Annotated in this window: 18 protein-coding genes; 7 read left to right on the top strand and 11 right to left on the bottom strand. The window is 66.5% G+C overall.

Annotated features, from left to right (window positions below; genetic code table 11):
* Positions 1-10 precede the first annotated feature (10 nt).
* Genes ACYKG1_RS06150 through ACYKG1_RS06140 form a run of 3 tightly spaced genes read left to right on the top strand, consistent with a single transcriptional unit; the run spans position 11 to position 4,524 of the window.
* The gene (locus tag ACYKG1_RS06150) at positions 11-2,806 is read left to right on the top strand and encodes a TonB-dependent receptor plug domain-containing protein (RefSeq protein WP_478472706.1); all 2,796 of its coding nucleotides are present in this window, start codon (positions 11-13) and stop codon (positions 2,804-2,806) included.
* A 45-nt stretch (positions 2,807-2,851) separates the two neighbouring features.
* Complete coding sequence (locus ACYKG1_RS06145) at positions 2,852-3,808, top strand: hypothetical protein (protein WP_100471647.1); 957 nt, start codon at positions 2,852-2,854, stop codon at positions 3,806-3,808.
* Positions 3,805-4,524, top strand: coding sequence for a hypothetical protein (locus ACYKG1_RS06140; RefSeq protein WP_478472119.1), 720 nt, complete (start codon positions 3,805-3,807; stop codon positions 4,522-4,524). The genes ACYKG1_RS06145 and ACYKG1_RS06140 overlap by 4 nt, the downstream gene beginning before the upstream one ends.
* A gap of 60 nt (positions 4,525-4,584) precedes the next feature.
* Here the strand turns inward: ACYKG1_RS06140 and ACYKG1_RS06135 are convergent, their stop codons facing one another.
* The 7 genes from ACYKG1_RS06135 to murJ all read right to left on the bottom strand — a co-directional run bounded on the left by ACYKG1_RS06135 (position 4,585) and on the right by murJ (position 14,279).
* On the bottom strand, positions 4,585-5,274 hold the full coding sequence (locus tag ACYKG1_RS06135) for a lysoplasmalogenase (RefSeq protein ID WP_478472117.1): 690 nt from the start codon (positions 5,272-5,274) through the stop codon (positions 4,585-4,587).
* Complete coding sequence (locus tag ACYKG1_RS06130; protein WP_478472116.1) at positions 5,271-7,154, bottom strand: M61 family metallopeptidase; 1,884 nt, start codon at positions 7,152-7,154, stop codon at positions 5,271-5,273. Before ACYKG1_RS06130 ends, ACYKG1_RS06135 begins: the two co-directional genes overlap by 4 nt.
* A 167-nt stretch (positions 7,155-7,321) precedes the next feature.
* A complete protein-coding gene (gene ispH / locus ACYKG1_RS06125) occupies positions 7,322-8,272 on the bottom strand; it encodes a 4-hydroxy-3-methylbut-2-enyl diphosphate reductase (RefSeq protein ID WP_014036381.1) in 951 nt (316 codons plus the stop codon).
* A gap of 27 nt (positions 8,273-8,299) precedes the next feature.
* On the bottom strand, positions 8,300-8,824 hold the full coding sequence (gene lspA, locus ACYKG1_RS06120) for a signal peptidase II (RefSeq protein WP_100471643.1): 525 nt from the start codon (positions 8,822-8,824) through the stop codon (positions 8,300-8,302).
* Positions 8,824-11,655 carry an isoleucine--tRNA ligase gene (gene ileS, locus ACYKG1_RS06115; protein WP_478472115.1) on the bottom strand — a complete coding sequence of 944 codons (2,832 nt, stop codon included), beginning with the start codon at positions 11,653-11,655 and terminating at the stop codon, positions 8,824-8,826. Before ileS ends, lspA begins: the two co-directional genes overlap by 1 nt.
* On the bottom strand, positions 11,652-12,599 hold the full coding sequence (locus ACYKG1_RS06110; protein ID WP_100471641.1) for a bifunctional riboflavin kinase/FAD synthetase: 948 nt from the start codon (positions 12,597-12,599) through the stop codon (positions 11,652-11,654). Before ACYKG1_RS06110 ends, ileS begins: the two co-directional genes overlap by 4 nt.
* A 75-nt stretch (positions 12,600-12,674) precedes the next feature.
* The gene (gene murJ / locus ACYKG1_RS06105; RefSeq protein ID WP_478472704.1) at positions 12,675-14,279 is read right to left on the bottom strand and encodes a murein biosynthesis integral membrane protein MurJ; all 1,605 of its coding nucleotides are present in this window, start codon (positions 14,277-14,279) and stop codon (positions 12,675-12,677) included.
* Between the two features lie 117 nt (positions 14,280-14,396).
* On the opposite strand from murJ, the gene rpsT reads away from it, so the two are divergent.
* A complete protein-coding gene (rpsT, locus tag ACYKG1_RS06100) occupies positions 14,397-14,666 on the top strand; it encodes a 30S ribosomal protein S20 (protein WP_005408560.1) in 270 nt (89 codons plus the stop codon).
* Between the two features lie 177 nt (positions 14,667-14,843).
* On the opposite strand, the gene cgtA is transcribed toward rpsT, so the two are convergent.
* The 3 genes from cgtA to rplU form a co-directional block, all read right to left on the bottom strand.
* Complete coding sequence (gene cgtA, locus ACYKG1_RS06095; RefSeq protein ID WP_014036376.1) at positions 14,844-15,896, bottom strand: Obg family GTPase CgtA; 1,053 nt, start codon at positions 15,894-15,896, stop codon at positions 14,844-14,846.
* Positions 15,897-16,089: 193 nt separating this feature from the next.
* Positions 16,090-16,353, bottom strand: a complete 264-nt coding sequence (gene rpmA / locus ACYKG1_RS06090; protein WP_005415704.1) for a 50S ribosomal protein L27 — start codon at positions 16,351-16,353, stop codon at positions 16,090-16,092.
* Between the two features lie 18 nt (positions 16,354-16,371).
* Complete coding sequence (gene rplU, locus ACYKG1_RS06085; RefSeq protein ID WP_005408557.1) at positions 16,372-16,680, bottom strand: 50S ribosomal protein L21; 309 nt, start codon at positions 16,678-16,680, stop codon at positions 16,372-16,374.
* 316 nt (positions 16,681-16,996) lie between these two features.
* On the opposite strand from rplU, the gene uvrA reads away from it, so the two are divergent.
* From uvrA to ACYKG1_RS06070, 3 genes are all read left to right on the top strand, one after another.
* Positions 16,997-19,990 (top strand): excinuclease ABC subunit UvrA, encoded by a 2,994-nt coding sequence (uvrA, locus tag ACYKG1_RS06080; protein ID WP_262084589.1) that lies wholly within the window; start codon positions 16,997-16,999, stop codon positions 19,988-19,990.
* Positions 19,990-20,397, top strand: a complete 408-nt coding sequence (locus ACYKG1_RS06075; RefSeq protein WP_025873855.1) for an acyl-CoA thioesterase — start codon at positions 19,990-19,992, stop codon at positions 20,395-20,397. The genes uvrA and ACYKG1_RS06075 overlap by 1 nt, the downstream gene beginning before the upstream one ends.
* A gap of 85 nt (positions 20,398-20,482) precedes the next feature.
* Positions 20,483-21,208 carry an enolase gene (locus ACYKG1_RS06070; RefSeq protein WP_478472114.1) on the top strand — a complete coding sequence of 242 codons (726 nt, stop codon included), beginning with the start codon at positions 20,483-20,485 and terminating at the stop codon, positions 21,206-21,208.
* Between the two features lie 43 nt (positions 21,209-21,251).
* Here ACYKG1_RS06070 and ACYKG1_RS06065 read toward each other — a convergent pair whose 3' ends face one another.
* Complete coding sequence (locus tag ACYKG1_RS06065) at positions 21,252-21,698, bottom strand: copper chaperone PCu(A)C (RefSeq protein ID WP_100471637.1); 447 nt, start codon at positions 21,696-21,698, stop codon at positions 21,252-21,254.
* Position 21,699 lies beyond the last annotated feature (1 nt).

The following is a 21,699-nucleotide window of genomic DNA, read 5'->3' as shown; positions in this document are numbered from 1 at the left end:
GCCTGCGGTGATGGCAGTACCGGGCGCGCTGCAGGGAGGGCTGCTCCGCACCCTGTTCTGCTTCGCGCTGAGCATCCCCGCGCTGCCGTCTGCCGGTGCGGCCGAGCAGGCGGGCACCCTGGAGGTCCATGTTGATTCAGGCCCGCTGGCACCCGCCCTGCAGCATTGGGCGCGACAGAGCGGCATCGCCCTGCTGTTCGATGCGCGTGAGCTGGATGGCCTGCGCACGGCCGGCACCCATGGCCACCGCGATGCGGCCGCAGCCCTGAAGGACCTGGTCGCCGGCATGCCGGTGAACATCCTGCGTACGCCTGCTGGCGGATTCGTCGTCCGCCGCACCCACCCCGCGCCGCCATCGCCACCGTCGGTCGCTGCACGCGCCATGCCCGCAGCACCTTCGCCACACAAGGCCGCCAACGCTCCGCCGCAGGTGGAACTGGCGCCGATCCATGTCACCGGCAGCCGGCTGCCACGCACCTCCGTGCAGACCACGCTGCCGGTCACCATCATCGACCGCGATGACATCCTGCGCAGCGGCTACGGCAGCCTGTTCGACCTGTTGCGGCACTTGCCAGGCATGAACGGCCACCCGGCGATGAGCACCTCGCGCAGCGGCGATTCGCAGTACCTGCCGGTGGGTGCGGCCACCACCACCAGCCTGGACGGCATGGGTCCGCGTGCGACCTTGTTCCTGGTCAACGGCCGGCGCCTGCCACGCTATCCCATGGTGTCGCTGGAACAGGGGGGGCTCACCGATCTTGGTGGAATTCCGCTCAGTTTCGTCGAACGCATCGAACTGGTACGCGGCGGCGCCTCGGCCATCTATGGTGCCGACGCGATGTCCGGCGTGGTCAACATCATCCTGCGCGACCAGGCCGATGGCCCGGAAGCCATGCTGCAGACCGGCCTGAGCGGACGCGGTGACGCCGGCCAGTATCGCCTGCAGGCGGCCACCGGCGGTGTGCGCGACGGAGGGGACCGCTGGTTCGCCGGCATCGACCTGCACCGCATCGATCACGTGGCCGGTGATCGCCGCCAATGGCATGCGGAAACTTCGCAGTACCTGATCGGCGCGTTCCGCGATGGCCTCTACTGGCCGGCAAAACGCTGCGAAGGGCCATTGAAACGGCGCGATGGTGCCTGCTGGTTCGACAGCGCGCGCCCGCGTTCGCTGCAACCTGCCTCGGATACGGCCTCGGCCTACCTGCGCTACCGGCATGAACGTGGCGAAGGTCGCTATGCCTACGCCGAGGCGCGGGCCAGCCACAACCGGCAGCGCTTCGACCTCGGCCCGACCGCCGTTGCCATCGGCCTGTATGGGTTCACCTTCAACAGCGTGCTGCGCGAAGCCGGCAACGTGCGTCCGCATGTACGTGCCACCGATGCCGACGTCACCTTCGGCATCGGCCGCGACCAGGGCCGGCGCAGCTGGGATGCCGGCATCAGCGCACAGCGCAGCGATGTCACCCTGTCCACGTCGGGCACCGTGCGCGCCGAGCCGCTGCTGCGTGCGGCGGAGACGCTGGACTTCCTGCCCGGCTTCACGTCGCTCCCGGCAGGCGCGGCCGAGCAGTTGTTCCCGTCGATCCGCAACCGCGGCCGCACTGAACAATGGCAGGGCTGGTGGGGCATGCAGCGCGAGTTGATGCCGCTGGCCGGTGGCTACGCACAGCTGGCCACCGGCATCGACCTGCGCCAGGAACGCTGGACCTCGCATCCCGACGCACTGCTGAGCCAAGGTGACCTCGCGCTGGGCCTGCCGCAGGAGCAGCGCCACCTGTCGCGCCGCAGTGGCGGCGCCTACGCCGAACTCGGCCTGCCCCTGGCGCACACGCTGCGCATGGACCTGGCAGCACGCTGGGACCGCGATGGCGACTACCAGGCCTTCTCGCCCCGTGTGGGCCTACGCTGGAGTCCCACGCCACAGTGGTCATTCCTGCTTGCCAGCGGGCGCGGCTACCGTGCCCCCAGCCTGTTCGAGCAGCGGCGTCCACCGGGCTACTTCGGCGCGATCGAACTGCCCGCCTCCAGCGCGCTGCCGGACTGCGCGCAGAGCACTGGCAACGGACGCTGCAACGTTACCGTGGACGTGGTGGAGAACGATGCGCTGAAGGCAGAACGGTCGCTCAGTCATTCCCTGGCCGCCACCTGGACGCCGACCGATACGTTCTCGCTGTCACTGACCCACAACATCGTCGAGCTGCGCAACGAGATCCTGGCCCTGCAACCGGCCGACGCAGTGTGGAACCGCAGCACCTGGGAGCTGGACGAGGACGGCCACCTGCGCAACCTGCGCCTGTCCTTCGACAACATCGGCCGCACCACGTCGCGCAACTGGGTACTGCGCGGGGAGTACCACATCGACACCGGCAACACCGGCCAGTGGCTGTTCTCGCTCGATGCACTGAAACAGCAGGAACTGCGCCGCGAACGTGGCCACGATGCCACGGTGGACCTGCGTGGCCATGTCACACCCACGATGGCTGCCGTGCTCAATGTGCAGTGGCAGAACAGCAACTGGGACATCGCCCTGCGCGGCAACCAGGTCGGACGCACGCGCGCCTGGTTGCCCGGTGCAGAGTGCCCGGAGGATCAGCGCGGGCAGAACCACTGCATGAACCCCCGGCAGCTGCGCTGGAACCTGCATCTCGCACGGCGCCTGGGGCCGCGCGTGGTCGCCGCGCTGGACGTGCACAATGTGCTCGACACGCAACCGGTGAACTATCTGGTCGGCAATGGTGGCCAGATGCCGGGTCTGGATGACCCACTCGGCCGCTACTTCCTGCTGACCCTGCAGATCCGCTGAGCGTAGTACCCTACGCGCCCTGTTCCATCGGTCCCCCACCACCCCATGAAGGCCTATCTCTGGTTCTGGGGCGCGTTCCTGCTGTTCTTCGCGTTACCCTTTCCGTGCATCCTCTACCTCGGCACGTCGTGGCCGGTGCAGCTGGCCGACCGCAGCGCACCGTGGCTGGCACTGCTGTTGCTCGCCGTATCGCTGGCCCTGTGGCTGGCGTTGCTGCTCGCCTTCCTGCACTACCTGCTGCTGGGTCCACCGCGCGCCCTGCATCGGGTGCGTTCGATCTTGGCCGACGGTGAGCCGCGTGATGCCTTGATCGAACAGGCCGAACAGACCGGCATACAGGTACGTGGCTTCCCACAGTGGAAGCTGCAGTTGCGCTTCCAGAACCTGTCCGGCACACCGGTCAGCGAACAGATGCTGGTGGTGGACAGCAAGCCACAACTGCAACGCTTCATTGCCGGCAAGCGTATCGAGGCTCGCCTGAGCCGTGCGCCGGGCGAGTTCCCCAACGTGGTGCTCGACGGCGCCCAGCCGGAACTGGATGTCGGCAGCCTCTGGCGCCGTGGCATCGGTGCGGCGATCGGCATCGTCGCCGTTGCCAGTGCCTACGTGTTCGCCTATCGGCTGCAGAGCGAAGGCCTGGGCTGGACCTTCCTGTCGTTCGGCCATCCACTGCTGGTGTGTCCGCTGGTGTTGTGCGGCTATGCGCTGGGCCTGCGCCTGCTCGGCCGCCTGCTGCAGGCCGATGCCCGCGGTGACGCGCTGAAGTACCGCGGCATCGGCGTGGAGGCGAAGGTGCTGAAGCTGCGCCAGACCGGCACCTATCTCAACGAGCAGCCACAGGTGGAGTTCCAGCTGGAATACACCGACCGCGAGGGTGCCGTGCAACAGGCCAGCGTACGTCGCTTCATCCCACTGATCGAACTGGCCAACCTTCCGCGCGAGCAGGTCACGCTGCTGTACGACCCGGAAGATCGCGGCAACGTTCGCCTGGAGGGAATATGAAGCAGCCGCCCTCGACCCGGCTGGTGTTCTGCGTGGTGTTGCTGGCGCTGGCCGGCGTTGCCGTGGCAGGGGGTGCGCTGCAGACGCTGGGCGAAACGCTGGGCCATTCAGTGCAGGCCGATCGGTTGCCACCCTTCGTTTCGTCGCAACCGCCGCGCGAACAGCCTGCATCGCTTGCGCCCGGCGTTACTGTGGCTGCTGGACCGCAGCCTGCCCCGATTCCCGCGCGAAGCAATCGCCTGTTCGATGTCGACCACCTGCTGGCCGCACGCCAGGCGCTCGAGGAACTGCCGGCGCTGGCCGGGCATCGGTTGACGGTGTTCCACAGCATCCACTTCTACGATGATGGCCGCATCAACCTGGACCTGGTCGATCCGCAGCACCCCTCGCGCGTGGACAGCTACCATTTCGAGCGCGGCCAGTGGCGCAAAGGCAGCCCGGTCGATCCGCAACGCTTCGCCCCCACCATCACACTGCGCCGCAGCAGCACGGCGCTGGCCAACATCGATTTCGAGGCGGTGCCACGCGTCGCCCAGGCGCTGCAGGCGCAGCGAAACGCGTTGATGGGCACACCGGGTGAAGTCGGTCACGTCTATGTGATCGTGCGCAAGGGTGGCACTCTGGTCTGGCTGCCGGACGAGGTCGCCGGTGACCGCCAGTCCGTACGCCTCTCGTTCGACGCACAGGGTGCCCTGCGCGGCACGAGCCACCGATAGTCAACGCAAAAAAGGGGACGGAGGGGATTAAGTCGTTTATGCCATGGTGCCGTCTGCGACTTAATCCCCTCCGTCCCCTTTTTGCTGTTTCACCGAGCGGGCGATGGCGTACTGCGCGCCGTAGTAGGTGGACAACACCAGCAGGCTGGCCAGCGGCAGGCCGCCGGCGAAGCGGTCCCAGGCCAGCAACGAATCGCTGGCGACGAACAGCAGCGCACCGGCGGCAGCCCAGCGCGCACTGCTGTCTTCCACGGCCCCGGACTGCGGCCGGCGCCACTGGCGTGCCAGTGCCAACACCGCCATCGAGGCCAGCACTATCACGTACGCCAGCACCGGAATACGCATCGGTGCGGGCAGGTGCGGCCATAGGCCCAGTACATTGAGTACAGCGAACGCGCCGAGCAGGACGCCGGCGGCGAGCAGGCCGCGTCCGGCACGCAGGCCATCGCGGAAGGCGACGATGTAGCAGAGATGCGCCAGCAGGAACGCCACCAGCCCCGGTACGAACGCGTCCATCGGCAGCATCAGCGCGATGTCACCCACGCACGACAGCAGCATGCCGGCCAGCACCGCGCGACGGTAGAACGGCTGTGCGGGATCGTGCACGCGCCAGGCGATGGCGGCGATCAGCAGCGTGGTGGCCGGCTTGGCCAGCCAATGCAGCCAGCGCCCATCGCCGTGCAGGAATGCACCCACGATGGCGAGAATCGCCATCAACAGGATCACGCCATCGCGGGCGCGCGGCTTCATCGTGCCTTCCACAGATCCGCAAGGCGGTCAGGTTTGCCGGCGATTCTCTCCAGCACCGGATACTGCAGGCCACCGTGATAGTCGATGTTCATTGTTTCAATGCGGTCGAACCGCTTCACCAGGAGCACGATCGGCGCCTTGTCCTTCGCCGCGCCGGCGACGGCGTCCTTCAAGCGCTGGCTGCTGTACTCGCGGCCGCCAACGGCAATCACCTTCATGCCCGGCGCCAGGCCGGCATTGAACGCCGGGCTGTCCCAGATCACGTCGCCGACCACGCCGCTGTCGAGCACCGTCGCGCCCAGCGAGTACGCCAGCAGCGCCGCCTTCGCGCGCTTTTCCTGCGCCTTGTAGGCGTCGTTCGGAGTATCGCGGTAGGCCAGCTTCCAGCCCGCCAGTTCCAGGCCACCGGTCAACGAACCATGGCCATCCAGGCGACCGCGCAGGAACGTCGCCCAGTCGTACGGCGCAATGCCGTTCAAGGTCGTGACCACGTCATCGAAGGTGTACGGGTTGACCTCCCAGTCGCCATTGCCGACGCCGAAGAAGGCGCGCGCGAAATCGTCCAGGCTGCGCCGGTTGCCGCTCAGTTCGCGCAGCTTGCCCTCCACTTCCAGCCACAGCATCTGGCCGCCGGAGTAGTAGTCCTCGCTCATCTGGTAGTTGCGGTAAGGCAGCGTGCGGCGCTGCGCGATGGTCGGATCGTTGGTGGTGTCCTGCAGCGGGCGCCAGGCCAGGCCCGGCCGGCCACGATCATAGGTCGCGGCCACGTTGGCCAGCATGTCGCGCGCCTGCGCGGTCGACCACAGGCCCGAACGCGCCGCCAGCACCTGTCCCCAGAACTGGGTCTGGCCTTCGTAGACCCACAGCAGGCTGTCGCCCATCGGCACGTTGAAGTTGGCGGTGGCCAGATCCGCGCCGCGACGGTACTTGCCGTTCCAGGAATGGGTGTACTCATGCGGCAGCAGATCGCGCATCCACGCGTTGCTGTCCCACTCGGTGAAGTAGCCCGGGTCGGCACTGTTCTCGCTGGAGCGATGATGCTCCAGGCCGATGCCGCCGAGGCGGTCGGTCAGCGCCAGCAGGAATTCATAGTGGTTGTAGTGGCGCGCACCGTAGAGCTTGTCGGCCTGCTGCACCAATGCACGGTGCATCGAGATCTGCGCCTCGCTCGGCTTCAGTGACTTGGCGTCGTCGGCGAACAAATTGAGGTGCACCGGCACCTTCGCACCCGGGTCGAGATCGATGCGCTGGTAATGCTCGCCGGCGAACAACGGTGAATCGACCAGGTGGTCATACGAGATCGGCTTGAACACCACCGTGTCGCCATCTCGGCGCGCGGTTTCAAGCGCAGTGGCGAACGACCAGCCCTTGGGCAGGGTCACGCTGGCCTGCGCCTGCAGGTTGCGTGCATCCACCCCAGCCGGGTACAGCGAGTTGGCGTTCCACTGCAGGTTGAGCATTTCCGGGGTCATCACCACCCGCCCCTGGCTGCCACCCTGCGAGGACAGGAAGTCGAAGTGGGCGACGATTTCAGTCACGCCCTCGGGTACGTCCACCTTGAACGCATAGACGTTGTACTGGTCGCGCTGCCAGGCCAACGGTTTGCCGTTGGCGGTCACGCGCAGGCCGGCCAGCTTGTCGATCGGGCCGGTGGGTGAGTGATTGCCGGGAATCCACTGTGGGTACAGCAGAGTCATCGGGCCGGGCTTGGCCGGCACGCTGGCGGTCACCTTGAAGATGCGCCGGGCCAGGTCGCGTGCGTCCACATCGATGCGCAGCAGGCCGGGAGCGGCCGCGTTCGCCGATGGCGAGGTCTGCGCCAGTGCAGGCGTGGCGGTCAGCGCGAACAGCAACGACATGGCCAGGGCACGGGTCTTCATCGGGCAGGTTCCAACAACGGAGAATCCTCCGATGCTAGGCCTGTAGAGTGCCCTGCCCCATGGCCAAAGGTCATGGGCGGACCGCCCATCCGCGCCTGCCAAAAAGCGTGCGAACCAAGGTTCGCACCCACCTTGTGCAGGTTCGCACCCACAAGAGTCAGGCTCGGTCAGTCGACCAGGCGCAGGCGCAGTTCCTTCGGCAGCGCGAACACCATCGATTCCGGTTCGCCGTCCAGCTCGCCGACGCCGGTCGCGCCCAGCTCGGCCAGGCGCGCCAGCACGCCATCGACCAGCACCTGCGGTGCCGAGGCACCGGCGGTCACGCCGATGTGCTGCTTGCCTTCCACCCAGCGCGGGTCGATCTCATGCGCGCCGTCGATCAGGTACGACTCCACGCCCTCACGACGGGCCAGCTCGCTCAAGCGGTTGGAGTTGGAGCTGTTCGGCGAACCGACCACCAGCACCAGATCGCAGCGCTTGGCCAGGTCGCGCACGGCGTCCTGGCGGTTCTGCGTGGCATAGCAGATATCGTCGTTCTTCGGGCCCTGCATCGCCGGGAAACGCTCGCGCAGCGCATCGATGATGCCGCGCGTGTCATCCACCGACAGCGTGGTCTGGGTGGTGTACGCGAAGTTTTCCGGCTGGTTGATGTGCAGCGTGGCGACCTGCTCGACATCCTCCACCAGGTAGATCTGGCCGGTGCCGGCTTCGCGGTTCCACTGGCCCATGGTGCCTTCCACTTCCGGGTGACCGGCATGGCCGATCAGCACCACGTCACGGCCGGCACGGCAGTGGCGGGCCACTTCGAAGTGGACCTTGGTCACCAGCGGGCAGGTGGCATCGAACACCTTCAGGCCACGGCGCTCGGCTTCCTGGCGCACGGCCTGGGACACGCCATGGGCACTGAAGATCACCGTGTTGTTGTCCGGCACTTCGTCGAGTTCCTCGACAAAGATTGCGCCGCGCTGCTTCAGGTCGTCGACCACGAAGCGGTTGTGCACCACTTCATGGCGGACGTAGATGGGCGCGCCCAGCGTTTCGATCGCGCGCTTGACGATCTCGATCGCACGATCGACACCGGCACAGAAACCACGCGGGTTGGCGAGCAGCACATCCATCAGTTCAATCTCCCGGCAGCGGCCGGCTTACGGTTTCGGGTTGGCATTATCCGCCTTTTTGGCGGACTTGCCGTCGAACAGGCCAAACAGGGCGATGCCGATGGCACCCACCACGATGGCCGAGTCGGCGATGTTGAACGAGGGCCAGGTGTAGCTGCCCACGTACCACTGGATGAAATCGACCACATGACCATGCACCTGGCGGTCGATCACGTTGCCGATGGCGCCGCCGATGATCAGCGCATACGGCACGGCCGCCTTCCAGTTGCTGCGGGCGGTGCCGCGCAGCCACCAGGCCATCAGGCCGCTGATGGCGATCGCCAGCGCGGTGAAGAAGTGCTTCTGCCAGCCACCAGCGTCGCTCAGGAAGCTGAACGCCGCACCGGTGTTGTAGGTGCGGTACCAGTTCCAGAAGCCGTCGATGACCACCACCGGTTGGAACTCCGGCAGGCTCGACAGCACCCAGGCCTTGGACCACTGGTCCAGGCCGATGATGGCGGCCGACAGCAGCAGCCAGACCAGGGCGTTCGGATGCGGACGTGCGGCGCTCATCAGAACCAGCTCCGCAGTTCGCCGGCGCCGGTGATGTTGCTCACGCAGCGGCCGCACAGTTCCGGATGGTCGGCGTTGCTGCCGACGTCGGCGCGATGGTGCCAGCAGCGCACGCACTTGGCCTTGGTGGTTGGCTGGGCGCTGACGAACACCTCGTCGGTGGTCGCCGGGCGCACCTGCACGTCGCCGCTGATGAACAGGAAGCGCAGTTCATCGGCCAGCGGCTGCCAGCGCGCGGCCTGCTCTTTGCTGGCGGCGATGGTGATTTCCGCTTCCAGCGCGGCACCGATGGCGCCGTTGGCACGCATCGGCTCGAGCACCTTGGCCACCTGCTCGCGCACAGCCAGCAACTGGTCGAAGTCAGCGGCGTTGAGCTGCGCATCGGCCGGCAGCGGCGCCAGGCCGTCGTACCAGGTGGTGAACAGCACATGCTCGGCGCGTTCGCCCGGCAGGTAGCCCCACAGCTCGTCGGCGGTGAAGGTCAGGATCGGCGCGACCCAGCGGGTGAATGCTTCGGCGATGTGGTACATCGCGCTCTGTGCCGAACGGCGACCGCTGGAATCGGTCGGCATCGTGTACAGGCGGTCCTTGGTCACGTCCAGGTACAGCGAGCCCAGGTCAACGCTGCAGAAGTTCAGCAGCAGCTGCACGATCTCGGCCATGTTGTAGCCGTCGTAGGCCGCCTTGATCTTCTCCTGCAGCTCCCACGCGCGATGCACGATCCAGCGGTCCAGTGCGACCATCTGCTCGAGCGGTTGCAGGTGCTGGGCCGGATCGAAACCGTCCAGGTTGCCGAGCAGGAAGCGTGCGGTGTTGCGCAGGCGACGGTAGGCGTCGGCGTTGCGCTTGAGGATCTCCTGCGACAGCGACATCTCGTTGCTGTAGTCGGCCGAGGCGATCCACAGGCGCAGGATGTCCGCACCCAGCTTGTTCATGATGTCCTGCGGCTCGATGCCGTTGCCCAGCGACTTGGACATCTTGCGGCCGTGCTCGTCCACGGTGAAGCCATGGGTCAGGCACTGCTTGTACGGGGCGCGCTTGTCGATCGCCACGCCGGTCAGCAGCGAGGACTGGAACCAGCCGCGGTGCTGATCCGAACCTTCCAGGTACAGGTCGGCCGGCTTGCCGAAGCCACGCGCGGCGAGCACGCCTTCATGGGTGACGCCCGAATCGAACCAGACGTCGAGGATGTCGGTGACCTTCTCGTAGTCGGCCGCTTCGGTGCCCAGCAGTTCGGCGGCATCCAGCGAGTACCACACGTCGATGCCCTCGGCTTCGACGCGGTCGGCGACCTGCTGCATCAGCTCCACCGAACGCGGGTGGATCTCGCCGGTCTGGCGATGGGTGAACAGTGCGATCGGCACGCCCCAGGTGCGCTGGCGCGAGATGGTCCAGTCCGGGCGACCGTCGACCATGCTCTGGATGCGCGCCTTGCCCCAGGTCGGGAACCAGCCCACGGTATCGATGGCGGCCAGCGCATCGTTGCGCAGGTTGGCCTTGTCCATCGAGATGAACCACTGCGGGGTGGCGCGGAACACCACCGGCGTCTTGTGGCGCCAGCAGTGCGGGTAGCTGTGGCGGATCGGATGGAAGGCCAGCAGCGAACCGTTGTCGCGCAGCACGCCGACGATAGCCTCCTGCGCCTTCCACAGGTGCTGGCCAGCCAGCACCACGTCACCGGCCGGCGGGGTCGATTCCAGGTACACGCCACGGCCGTCGATCGGAGTCACCTGGCCGGCGTTGTACTTGTCCAGCAGGCCGTACTTCTGGCTGACCACGAAGTCTTCCTGGCCGTGGCCGGGGGCGGTGTGCACCGCACCGGTACCGTCCTCGTCGGACACATGGTCGCCGTTGAGCACCAGGATCTCCCGTTCCGGGTAGAACGGATGCGCCAGCAGCTGGTTTTCCAGCGCCGCGCCGGTGGTTTCACCGTGCAGCACGACTTCGTCCACGCCATAGCGCTGCAGCGCGCGCTCGGCCAGGGCCGCGGCCAGCACCAGCCAACGGCGCTTGCCGTTGTGGGCCGGGCCCTCGGCCAGCACGTAGTTGATCTCCGCGCCCAGCGACACCGCCAGCGAGGCCGGCAGCGTCCACGGCGTGGTGGTCCAGATCGGTACAGCCACTTCCACATCGGCCGGCATGCTCACGCCGAAGGCCTGGCCGATGGCCTGCGCATCACGCGCGGCGTAGGCCACGTCGATCGCCGGCGATTCCTTTTCCTGGTACTCGATCTCGGCTTCGGCCAGCGCCGAGCCACAGTCGAAGCACCAGTACACCGGCTTGGCGCCACGCACCAGGTGGCCGTTGGCCACGACCTTGGCCAGCGCGCGGATCTCGTTGGCTTCGAAGTCGAAGCTCAGGGTCTTGTACGGGTTGTCCCAGTCGCCGGTCACGCCCAGGCGCTTGAAGTCCACGCGCTGGATGTTGATCTGCTCCTCGGCGAACTCGCGGCACTTCTGGCGGAACTCGACGGCGTCGAGCTTGGTGCCGACCTTGCCCCACTTTTTCTCGACCGCGATCTCGATCGGCAGGCCGTGGCAGTCCCAGCCCGGCACGTAGGGCGCATCGAAGCCGGCCAGGTAGCGCGACTTGACGATGATGTCCTTCAGGATCTTGTTGACCGCGTGGCCCAGGTGGATGCGGCCGTTGGCGTACGGCGGGCCGTCGTGCAGCACGAACAGCGGGCGGCCGGCGGCGTTGTCGCGCAGCTGCTGGTAGAGCCCCTGCGCTTCCCACCGCGCCAGAATGCCCGGCTCGCGCTTGGGCAGGTCGCCGCGCATCGGGAATTCGGTGGCTGGCAGGTTCAGGGTGGTCTTGTAGTCCTGGCTCACGCAGTGGCTCGCAATCTATGTTCGGAAAGGATGGCGCGCGCCTGTTCGGCGTCGCGGTGCATCTGGTCGGTCAGCGCCGCCAGATCATTGAATTTCTCTTCGTCGCGCAGCTTGGCGACGAACTCCACGTCGATGTGGCGCCCGTAAAGGTCGCCCTGGAAATCGAACAGGTGGGCTTCCAGCAGCGGCTCCACGCCGTCCACCGTCGGCCGCGTGCCGAAGCTGGACACCGACGGCCACGGCTGGTCGAACACGCCGTGCACCCAGGTCGCGTAGATGCCCGACAGTGCCGGGGTCTTCGGGAAGCGCAGGTTGGCGGTGGGGAAGCCCAGCGTACGGCCGAGCTGGCGCCCGCGCACCACACGCCCGCTGATCGCGTACGGACGGCCGAGCAGGTCGTTGGCGCGGGCGAAATCGCCGTCCTGCAGCAGCTGGCGGATGCGGGTGCTGGAGATGCGCTCACCATGCAGGTCCACCGCTTCGATCTCGCCCGCGGTGAAGCCGAGTTCGGCGCCCATCTTCTGCAGCAGGGCCAGATCGCCGCGGCGGCGGTTGCCGAAGCAGAACTCCGGCCCGATCCAGACCTCACGCGCGCCCAGCCGGTGCGCCAGCAGCTGGCGCACGAAGGTCTCGGCCGGCATCGCCGCCATCGCCGCGTCGAAACGCAGCAGGCCGATCGCATCGACGCCCAGCTCGCGCAGGATCTCGACCTTGCTGCGCGCCAGGGTCAGCCGCGGCGGCGGCGTGCCCTGGGCGAAGAACTCACGCGGCAGCGGCTCGAATGCCACGGCCACTGCGGCCACGCCCAAGGCGCGCGCGCGGGCAACCGCGTGGCGGACCAGCGCACGATGGCCCAGGTGGAGGCCGTCGAATGCACCGATACAGACCACGCTTCCGTTGGGGAACAGCTCCCCGCCCTCGACGCTTCTGAACAGCCTGCTCATCAACTCTCGTTCCGGCCCGACCGGGGCCGCCGCTTCAATGGTGTAACCCTGAAGTATAGCCGCCACGGGCCGCGATCAATGCCCGCGCAGGTCGCGCGGGCGGAAGCCCATCGCCAGCATGGCCACCGCATAGGTCGCGCCACCGCCACCGACCAGCAGCGCCAGTGCGCCGATCCGCTCCCACACCCCCATCGCCGGGAAGCCGGGCAGCCAATGCAGCAGGGCCAGCAGCACACCGACCATGGCCGCGCAGGCCAGCAGCAGGCGCAGCAGATAGCCGCCCCAACCCGGCCGGCGCTGGTAGACATCGGTCTTGCCCAGCCAGTACCAGAGCAGGCCCAGGTTCAGGTAACTGGACAGCGCGCTGGCGATGCCCAGCGCCAGGTGCAGGCCCGGCTGCTTGCCGATGGCTGCCATCACGCCCTGCGCCTTCAGCGCGTCCGGCACCATCACCTGGTACAGCACCGCCAGCAGGATGAAGTTGAACACCATGTTGGCCACCAGCGCGGCAACGCCGGCGCGCACCGGGGTCTTGGTGTCCTGGCGGGCGTAGAAGGCCGGCAGCACTACCTTCAGCAGGGCGAACGCCGGCAGGCCGAAGCTCAGGCCGTACACCGACAACGCGGTCATGCGGGTATCGAAAGCACTGAACTGGCCGTGCTGGAAGATGGTCGCGATCAGCGGCTCGGCCAGCAGCAGCAGGCCCAGCATGGCCGGCACCGAGATCAGCAAGGTCATGCGCAGGCCCCAGTCCAGCGAGCGCGAAAAACCCTCGCGGTCGGTGCTGACGTGGTGGCGGGCCAGCGCCGGCAGGATCACCGTGCCCAGGGCCACGCCGAACACGCCCAGCGGCAGCTCAAGGAAGCGATCGGCCAGCGACAGCCAGGACTGCGAGCCGTCGGTCAGCTTGGCCGCGATCACCGTATCCAGCAACAGGTTGATCTGCGCCACCGAGGAACCGAACAGCGTCGGCACCATCAGCGTCATCACCTTGCGCACGCCCGGATGGCTCCAGCCCCAGCGCGGCAGGGTCAGCAGCTTGATGCCCTTCAGCGACGGCAGCTGGAACAGCAGCTGCAGGATGCCGGCGGCCAATACCGCCCAGCCCAGCGCCAGGATCTGCTTTTCCGGGGTGCCGCCCAGCCGCGGCGCCAGCCACAGTGCGCCGGCGATCATGCAGAGGTTGAGGATGACCGGGGTCAGCGCCGGCATCGCGAAGCGCTGGAAGCTGTTGAGCGCGCCGCCGGCAAGTGCGGTCAGCGAGACGAACAGCAGGAACGGGAAGGTCAGGCGGAACAGGTCGACCAGCAGGCCCTGCTTCACCGGATCCGTATCAACGCCGCTTGAGAAGACCGAGGCCAGCTGCGGCGCGAAGATCAGCGCCAGTGCGGTGACCAGCATCAGCACCCCACCCAGGGTGCCGGCGGTCCGGGCCATCAGTTCACGCAGCTCGGCGTGGCTGCGGGTTTCCTTCACTTCCGTGAACACCGGCACGAAAGCGGTGGCGAAAGACCCTTCGGCGAACAACCGGCGCAGGAAATTGGGTACCCTGAAGGCGACCCAGAAAGCATCAGTGATGGCGTTGGTGCCGAACGTGGTGGTCACCACGAAGTCCCGGACAAGTCCGAGAACGCGCGAGACCATGGTCATGCTGCTGAACGACAGCAGGCCCCGCAACAACTTGGGTGAACTCACTCAGCGTCCCTCTTGACAATCGACTTGACGTGCATTTCTTACGCCATCATACTAGCTAGCTTGCTGTTCCCATAACACCGATTTTTTCAGGAAACCACCACCGTGGCCAATATCAAGTCCGCCAAGAAGCGCGCCAAGCAGACCGTCGTGCGCAACGCGCGCAACGTGGCTCAGCGCTCGATGCTGCGCACCGCTGTCAAGAAAGTGATCAAGGCGCTGGACGCCAACGATGCCGCCGGCGCCGAAGCCGCCTTCGCCGTTGCCCAGCCGATCCTGGATCGCTTCAGCGCGCGTGGCCTGATCCACAAGAACAAGGCTGCTCGCCACAAGAGCCGCCTGAACGACCGCATCAAGGCCCTCAAGGCCGCCTGATCCGGCGTTGCCGCCTAGCCCCTCGGGGCTGGACTGCAGACAAAAGCCCGGCCCCTGGCCGGGTTTTTTGTTGCCTGCTCGCCCGGGGCCAGATCCCTTCCCAGCGGAAAAGGGATCTGACCGCAACAACAGAAAACCCGGCCGAAGCCGGGTTTTTCGCGCGGAACCACAACAGCATCACTGCGCGTTGCGGGCTTCCAGCTCATCTTCCTTCTGGCGATCAAAGAACGCCATGATCCGGCTCATGATCGGGAAAGTGCCTTCGCGACCCAACGCGGAGACCAGGAACCACGGCTCCTTCCAGCCCAGCTCGGCGACGATCTGCTCGGCCGCCGCCTGCGCCTCGTCCTCGAACATCAGGTCGGCCTTGTTCAGCACCAACCAGCGCGGCTTGTTCAGCAGCTCCGGATCGTGCTTCTCCAGCTCGCGCTCGATCGCCCGCACCTGCTCCACCGGCGAAATGCCTTCCACGCCGCCTTCCATCGGCGAGATGTCCACCAGGTGCAGCAGCAGGCGGGTGCGCTGCAGGTGGCGCAGGAACTGCGCACCGAGGCCGGCGCCATCTGCCGCACCCTCGATCAGGCCCGGAATATCGGCGATCACGAAGCTGCGGTAGTTCTCCACCTTCACCACGCCCAGGTTCGGGTACAGCGTGGTGAACGGATAATCGGCCACTTTCGGCGTCGCCGCCGAAACGGCACGGATCAGGGTGCTCTTGCCGGCGTTGGGGAAGCCCAGCAGGCCGACGTCGGCCAGCAGCTTCAGCTCCAGCTTCAGCGTGCGCTCCTCGCCCGGCTCACCCGGCAGCGCCTGGCGCGGCGAGCGGTTGGTCGAACTCTTGAAGTGCATGTTGCCCAGGCCGCCGCGGCCACCTTTGGCCACCAGCAGCCGGTCGTTGTGCTGGGTCAGGTCGCCGATGACTTCATCGGTGGCGACATTGATGACCACGGTGCCCACCGGCACGGTGATGGTCAGGTCTTCGCCACCCTTGCCATAGGCCTGCCGGCCCATGCCGTTCTCGCCGCGCTGCGCCTTGAAGATGCGGTCATGGCGGAAGTCGACCAGGGTGTTCAGGTTTTCGTCGGCGCGGATGTACACGCTGCCGCCCGCACCGCCGTCGCCGCCGTCCGGGCCGCCGAGCGGAATGAACTTCTCGCGACGGAAGCCAATGCAGCCGTTGCCGCCGTTGCCGGCGAACACTTCGATTTCTGCTTCGTCTACCAGTTTCATTGTTTCGATGCCTACGATGGGCGCGGCCTGCCTGCCGTCGCCTTGAATGTTATGCCTGCCGATGGCCGGCAGCCCGGCCTGGCCGGTCTTGCGTTCACTCTAACGAAAAGCCCCGCCGAAGCGGGGCTTTCCATGCAGCGTGCTCTTCATCCAGCACGGCCATGCCTGGGCACGGGTGCCGGCGATGCCTGGATCAGGCGTCGGCCGAGACGATGCTGACGGTGCGACGCTTCTTGGCGCCCTTGACCGAGAACTCCACCTTGCCGTCCACGAGGGCGAACAGGGTGTGGTCACGGCCCAGGCCAACGCCCGAACCCGGGTGGAACTGGGTGCCGCGCTGACGCACGATGATGTTGCCGGCTTCGATGGCCTGGCCGCCGAAGATCTTGACGCCCAGGTACTTCGGGTTGGAGTCGCGACCGTTGCGCGAGGAGCCTACGCCCTTTTTATGTGCCATGACTGCTTCTCCTGATGCTTAGCCGGCGATGCCGGTGATCTCGATTTCGGTGTAGTACTGACGGTGACCCTGACGCTTCATGTGGTGCTTGCGGCGACGGAACTTGATGATCCGGACCTTGTCAGCACGACCCTGGGACAGGACCTTGGCGGTGACGGCAGCGCCCTTCAGCGCATCGCCCAGCTTCACGCCATCGCTGTCACCCAGCATCAGGATGTTGTCAAACTTGATCTCGCTGCCGACTTCGACTTCGAGCTTTTCAATGCGGAGCTTTTCGCCCTGCGCCACGCGGTATTGCTTACCGCCGGTGACCAGTACTGCGTACATGACCAGGCCTTCCTCTGTAGTTATTGTGGTCTGAGCTGCCGCCATCGAGGGCGGACAGGAGCGGGATTGTACGCAGATCAGCGGGCGCGGGTCAAGTCAACCCCTGAACGGCCTGGAGGCCGGGCCGGAACGGGGTCAGATCCCTTTTCACGTGGTTAAAAGGGATCTGACCCCTGCCTGTCAGCCTGTCTCATCAGGTGAGACCCCGGGCTGGCATTGTCGCCCATTGCCCCCATCTGGTCACCTCGGTAGGCTGACCGATTGCCGTTCCCTGCTGGCCCGGCACCCAGCCAACGCCCCCACAACCGGATCCCCCATGGCGATGGATTTCATCCGCATCCGCGGCGCGCGGACGCACAACCTGAAGAACCTCGACCTCGACCTGCCCCGCGACAAGCTGATCGTGATCACCGGCCTGTCCGGTTCGGGCAAGTCATCGCTGGCGTTCGACACCATCTATGCAGAAGGCCAGCGCCGCTACGTCGAGTCGCTGTCGGCCTACGCGCGCCAGTTCCTGAGCGTGATGGAAAAGCCGGACCTGGACCACATCGAGGGCCTGTCTCCGGCGATCTCGATCGAGCAGAAGTCGACCTCGCACAACCCGCGTTCGACGGTCGGCACGATCACCGAGATCTACGACTACCTGCGCCTGCTGTACGCCCGCGTCGGCACCCCGCGCTGCCCGGATCACGGCTATCCGCTGGAAGCGCAGACGGTCAGCCAGATGGTCGACCAGGTACTGACCCTGGACCCGGAACAGCGCTACATGCTGCTGGCCCCGGTCATCCGCGACCGCAAGGGCGAGCATGCCCAGGTGTTCGACCAGCTGCGCGCGCAGGGTTTCGTGCGCGTGCGCGTGGACGGCGAGCTGCACGAGATCGACGCGGTGCCGCCGCTGGCGCTGCGCCAGAAGCACACCATCGAGGCGGTGATCGACCGCTTCCGCCCGCGCGAGGACATCAAGCAGCGCCTGGCCGAGAGCTTCGAGACCGCGCTGAAACTCGGCGACGGCATGGCCTCGGTGCAGAGCCTGGACACGGCCGACGCCGCGCCGACCCTGTTCTCCTCCAAGTACTCCTGCCCGGTCTGCGACTATTCGCTGCCGGAGCTGGAACCGCGCCTGTTCTCGTTCAATGCACCGATGGGCGCCTGCCCCGGCTGCGATGGCCTGGGCATGGCCGAATTCTTCGATCCTTCGCGCGTGGTGGTGCACCCCGAGCTGTCGCTGGCCGCCGGTGCGGTGCGCGGCTGGGATCGCCGCAATGCCTACTACTTCCAGCTGATCGCATCGCTGGCCAAGCACTACAGATTCGATGTCGACGCGGCCTGGAACTCGCTGCCGCAGAACGTGCAGCAGGCCGTGCTGTACGGCAGTGGCGATGAAGCGATCACCTTCACCTACTTCACCGAAGCCGGCGGCCGCACCCAGCGCAAGCACCGCTTCGAGGGCATCATTCCCAACCTCGAGCGCCGCTACAAGGAAACCGAATCGCCGGCGGTGCGCGAGGAGCTGTCCAAGTACATCAGCGAACAGCCGTGCCCGGAATGCCATGGCGCGCGCCTGAACAAGGCGGCACGCAATGTGTTCGTGGCCGACCGCCCGCTGCCGGACCTGGTCGTGCTGCCGATCGACGAGGCGCTGAAGTTCTTCAGCGAACTGAGCCTGCCGGGCTGGCGTGGCGAGATCGCCTCGAAGATCGTCAAGGAAATCGGCGAACGCCTCGGCTTCCTGGTCGATGTGGGCCTGGATTACCTGACCCTGGAGCGCAAGGCCGACACCCTGTCCGGTGGCGAGGCACAGCGCATCCGCCTGGCCAGCCAGATCGGCGCCGGCCTGGTCGGCGTGATGTACGTGCTCGACGAGCCGTCGATCGGCCTGCACCAGCGCGACAACGAGCGCCTGCTCGGCACCCTTACCCGCCTGCGCGACCTCGGCAACACGGTGATCGTGGTCGAGCATGACGAGGATGCGATCCGCCTGGCCGACTACGTGCTGGACATCGGCCCGGGCGCGGGCGTGCATGGCGGCGAGATCGTCGGCCAGGGCACCCTGCAGGACATCCTGGAGGCACCGCGCTCGCTGACCGGCCAGTACCTGTCGGGCAAGCGCGCGATCGAGATCCCCGCGCGCCGGCACAAGCCGAACCCGAAGATGACACTGCACCTGCGCGGCGCCAGCGGCAACAACCTCAAGGGCGTGGACCTGGCGATTCCGTCGGGCCTGCTGACCTGCGTGACCGGCGTGTCCGGCTCCGGCAAGTCGACCCTGATCAACGACACCCTGTTCTCGCTGGCCGCCAACGAGATCAACGGTTCCTCGCACCCGATCGCCCCGTACAAGGAAATCGATGGCCTGGACCTGTTCGACAAGGTGGTGGACATCGACCAGTCGCCGATCGGCCGCACCCCGCGTTCGAACCCGGCCACCTACACCGGCCTGTTCACCCCGCTGCGCGAATTGTTCGCACAGGTGCCCGAAGCGCGTGCACGCGGCTACTCGCCGGGCCGCTTCAGCTTCAACGTACGTGGTGGCCGCTGCGAAGCCTGCCAGGGCGACGGCCTGATCAAGGTCGAGATGCACTTCCTGCCGGACGTGTACGTGCCGTGCGATGTCTGCCATGGCAAGCGCTACAACCGCGAGACGCTGGAGATCCTCTACAAGGGCTTCAACATCAACGACGTGCTGGAAATGACCGTCGAGGATGCGCTGAAGCTGTTCGAGCCGGTGCCGTCGATCGCGCGCAAGCTGGAAACGCTGGTCGATGTCGGCCTCAGCTACATCAAGCTGGGCCAGAGCGCGACCACGCTGTCCGGCGGCGAAGCACAGCGCGTGAAGCTGTCCAAGGAACTGTCGCGCCGCGATACCGGCCGCACCCTGTACATCCTCGACGAACCGACCACCGGCCTGCACTTCCACGACATCGAAGCCCTGCTGGGCGTGCTGCACAAGCTGCGCGACGAAGGCAACACGGTGGTGGTGATCGAACACAACCTCGACGTGATCAAGACCGCCGACTGGATCGTCGACCTGGGCCCGGAAGGTGGCCACCGCGGTGGCACCATCCTGGTCACCGGCACGCCGGAAGACGTGGCGGCCTGCCCGCAGTCGTACACCGGCCAGTTCCTGGCCCGCATGCTGCCCTCCACCAGCGCGCGCCCGGAACAGCCGGCCGCCGTGGCCAACAAGCCCGATGCGCGTCCGCCGCGCAAGGTGAAGCCTGAAAAGCCTGCCAAGGTGGCGAAGAAAGCCGTGGCCGCCAAGAGCACCGGCAAGGCCAGCAAGAGCACGACGAAGAAGAAGGACGCCTGATGAGCAGCGAACACAAGATCCTGGCCCGCATCCCGATCAGCGTGCGCTGGCGTGACATGGACAGCATGGGCCACGTCAACAACGCCAAATACATTTCCTACCTGGAAGAAGCGCGCGTGCGCTGGATGCTGGGCGTGGAAGGCGTGTCGATGACCGACCGCATCGCACCGGTGGTGGCCGCGACCAACGTCAATTACCGGCTGCCGATCGTGTGGCCCAACGACATCCTGGTGGAACTGTTCGTCGAGCGCCTGGGCAACAGCAGCGTGACCATCGGCCACCGCATCGTCGACCAGCAGGATGAGTCGAAGCTGTATTCCGACGGCAATGTGGTGGTGGTGTGGATGGATACGCAGACCGGCAAGAGCGCGCCGCTGCCGGACGCAATCCGCAGCGCGTCTACCTGACGCGTCCTCGGTAGATGCCGACCTTGGTCGGCATTGGCCCCGCCGGGCATGGCCCGGCGCTGCCGTTCTCGTTCAAAGGACTGACATGATCCACCAGACCGAACTGAGCGACCTGCTGCCCGGCATGGTCGCCTTCCCCACCGAGGTCTTCCCCGCCGACCAGGCCTGGCTCAGCCAGCACTTGCTGCCGCTGCTGAAGATCGACCTGGGTGTGCTGCGTCCGGAACTGGCTGGCCAGGTGGCGACGATGCTGTGCCCGATCGAACCGTATGACGGCTGCATCGGCGAGACCACCGAAGAACACCACAACGATTTCACCGGCACCAACTGGATCGCCTTCGAACTGACCGCCGGCAACGAGATGCGCTTCCTCGGCAACGAGGGTTATTTCATCGGCGACGCGGTGCAGGACAAGGACGCGCAGGAGCACATCGCGCAGATGCGCGACAGCTACGCCAAGGCACGCGACTACCACGCCACGCATGGCCGCCTCGCCTGCTACTCGCGCTACGGCAAGGGCGAGGCCAGCGAGCGCGATTACCTGGATACGCTGGGCGGACAGATTTCCTGTGGCAACTGGATCGAGACGGCTGACATCCCGAACGCCTTCACCCTGGAATTCACCGATGCCGCCAACGACCGGCATGCACCGGATGATGCGGAGCGGGCAATCATCCGCCGCGATGGCAACGCGTTCTTCGCGGTGGCAGAAGTGGCCGGCTACAACTGGTGTGCCACCGGCGCCGATGCGATCGTGATGTTGTACGAGCCGGAAAGCCGCACGGTGCTGTTCTCCTACGACTGGTCGTAAGACCCGTCGGTGGTGCCGTCCGCTGGCCGGCACCACCATCGCGTTACGGCGCCGCCCTGCGCGCGTTCAACACCGCGCTGACTTCGGTGCCATCCTCCAGCTGCAGCTGCAGCCACACCGGCTGCCCCTCTTCCAGGGTGCGGTAGCCGTCCATCAGCATCAGGTGCAGGCCACCGGGCTTGAGTACGGCCCTGGCGCCGGGTGCCAATGGCAGGCGCCGGACCTCACGCATCCTGCTGACCCCATCGACGATCGTGGTCTCATGCAGCGACACATCGCCGAAGCTCGCACTGCGTGCACCGGTGATCGCCACCGCAGTGGCGCAGCCATTGCGGATCACTGCATAACCGGCAGTCATTGCCATCTTCGGGTTGGGCAACAACCGTACCCAGCCCTGCTCGACGGTGACGCACTTGGTCTCGGCAGCCGAGGCCGATGCTGCAAACGCACACAGCACCAACAGTACGCCAACGAATGGTTTGGTTATCATC

The sequence above is a fragment of the Stenotrophomonas sp. 85239_Sma genome, assembly GCF_056481725.1.
Note: the sequence above shows the minus strand (reverse complement) of the source record. Positions and strands in the feature narration are given on the sequence as shown.

Coding starts and splice junctions, on each gene's coding strand:
- ACYKG1_RS06150 (WP_478472706.1), top strand. CDS start 11: ATGGCAGTACCGGGCGCGCTGCAGGGAGGGCTGCTCCGCACCCTGTTC.
- ACYKG1_RS06145 (WP_100471647.1), top strand. CDS start 2,852: ATGAAGGCCTATCTCTGGTTCTGGGGCGCGTTCCTGCTGTTCTTCGCG.
- ACYKG1_RS06140 (WP_478472119.1), top strand. CDS start 3,805: ATGAAGCAGCCGCCCTCGACCCGGCTGGTGTTCTGCGTGGTGTTGCTG.
- ACYKG1_RS06135 (WP_478472117.1), bottom strand. CDS start 5,274: ATGAAGCCGCGCGCCCGCGATGGCGTGATCCTGTTGATGGCGATTCTC.
- ACYKG1_RS06130 (WP_478472116.1), bottom strand. CDS start 7,154: ATGAAGACCCGTGCCCTGGCCATGTCGTTGCTGTTCGCGCTGACCGCC.
- ispH (WP_014036381.1), bottom strand. CDS start 8,272: ATGGATGTGCTGCTCGCCAACCCGCGTGGTTTCTGTGCCGGTGTCGAT.
- lspA (WP_100471643.1), bottom strand. CDS start 8,824: ATGAGCGCCGCACGTCCGCATCCGAACGCCCTGGTCTGGCTGCTGCTG.
- ACYKG1_RS06110 (WP_100471641.1), bottom strand. CDS start 12,599: ATGAGCAGGCTGTTCAGAAGCGTCGAGGGCGGGGAGCTGTTCCCCAAC.
- cgtA (WP_014036376.1), bottom strand. CDS start 15,896: ATGAAACTGGTAGACGAAGCAGAAATCGAAGTGTTCGCCGGCAACGGC.
- rpmA (WP_005415704.1), bottom strand. CDS start 16,353: ATGGCACATAAAAAGGGCGTAGGCTCCTCGCGCAACGGTCGCGACTCC.
- rplU (WP_005408557.1), bottom strand. CDS start 16,680: ATGTACGCAGTACTGGTCACCGGCGGTAAGCAATACCGCGTGGCGCAG.
- uvrA (WP_262084589.1), top strand. CDS start 16,997: ATGGCGATGGATTTCATCCGCATCCGCGGCGCGCGGACGCACAACCTG.
- ACYKG1_RS06075 (WP_025873855.1), top strand. CDS start 19,990: ATGAGCAGCGAACACAAGATCCTGGCCCGCATCCCGATCAGCGTGCGC.
- ACYKG1_RS06070 (WP_478472114.1), top strand. CDS start 20,483: ATGATCCACCAGACCGAACTGAGCGACCTGCTGCCCGGCATGGTCGCC.
- ACYKG1_RS06065 (WP_100471637.1), bottom strand. CDS start 21,698: ATGATAACCAAACCATTCGTTGGCGTACTGTTGGTGCTGTGTGCGTTT.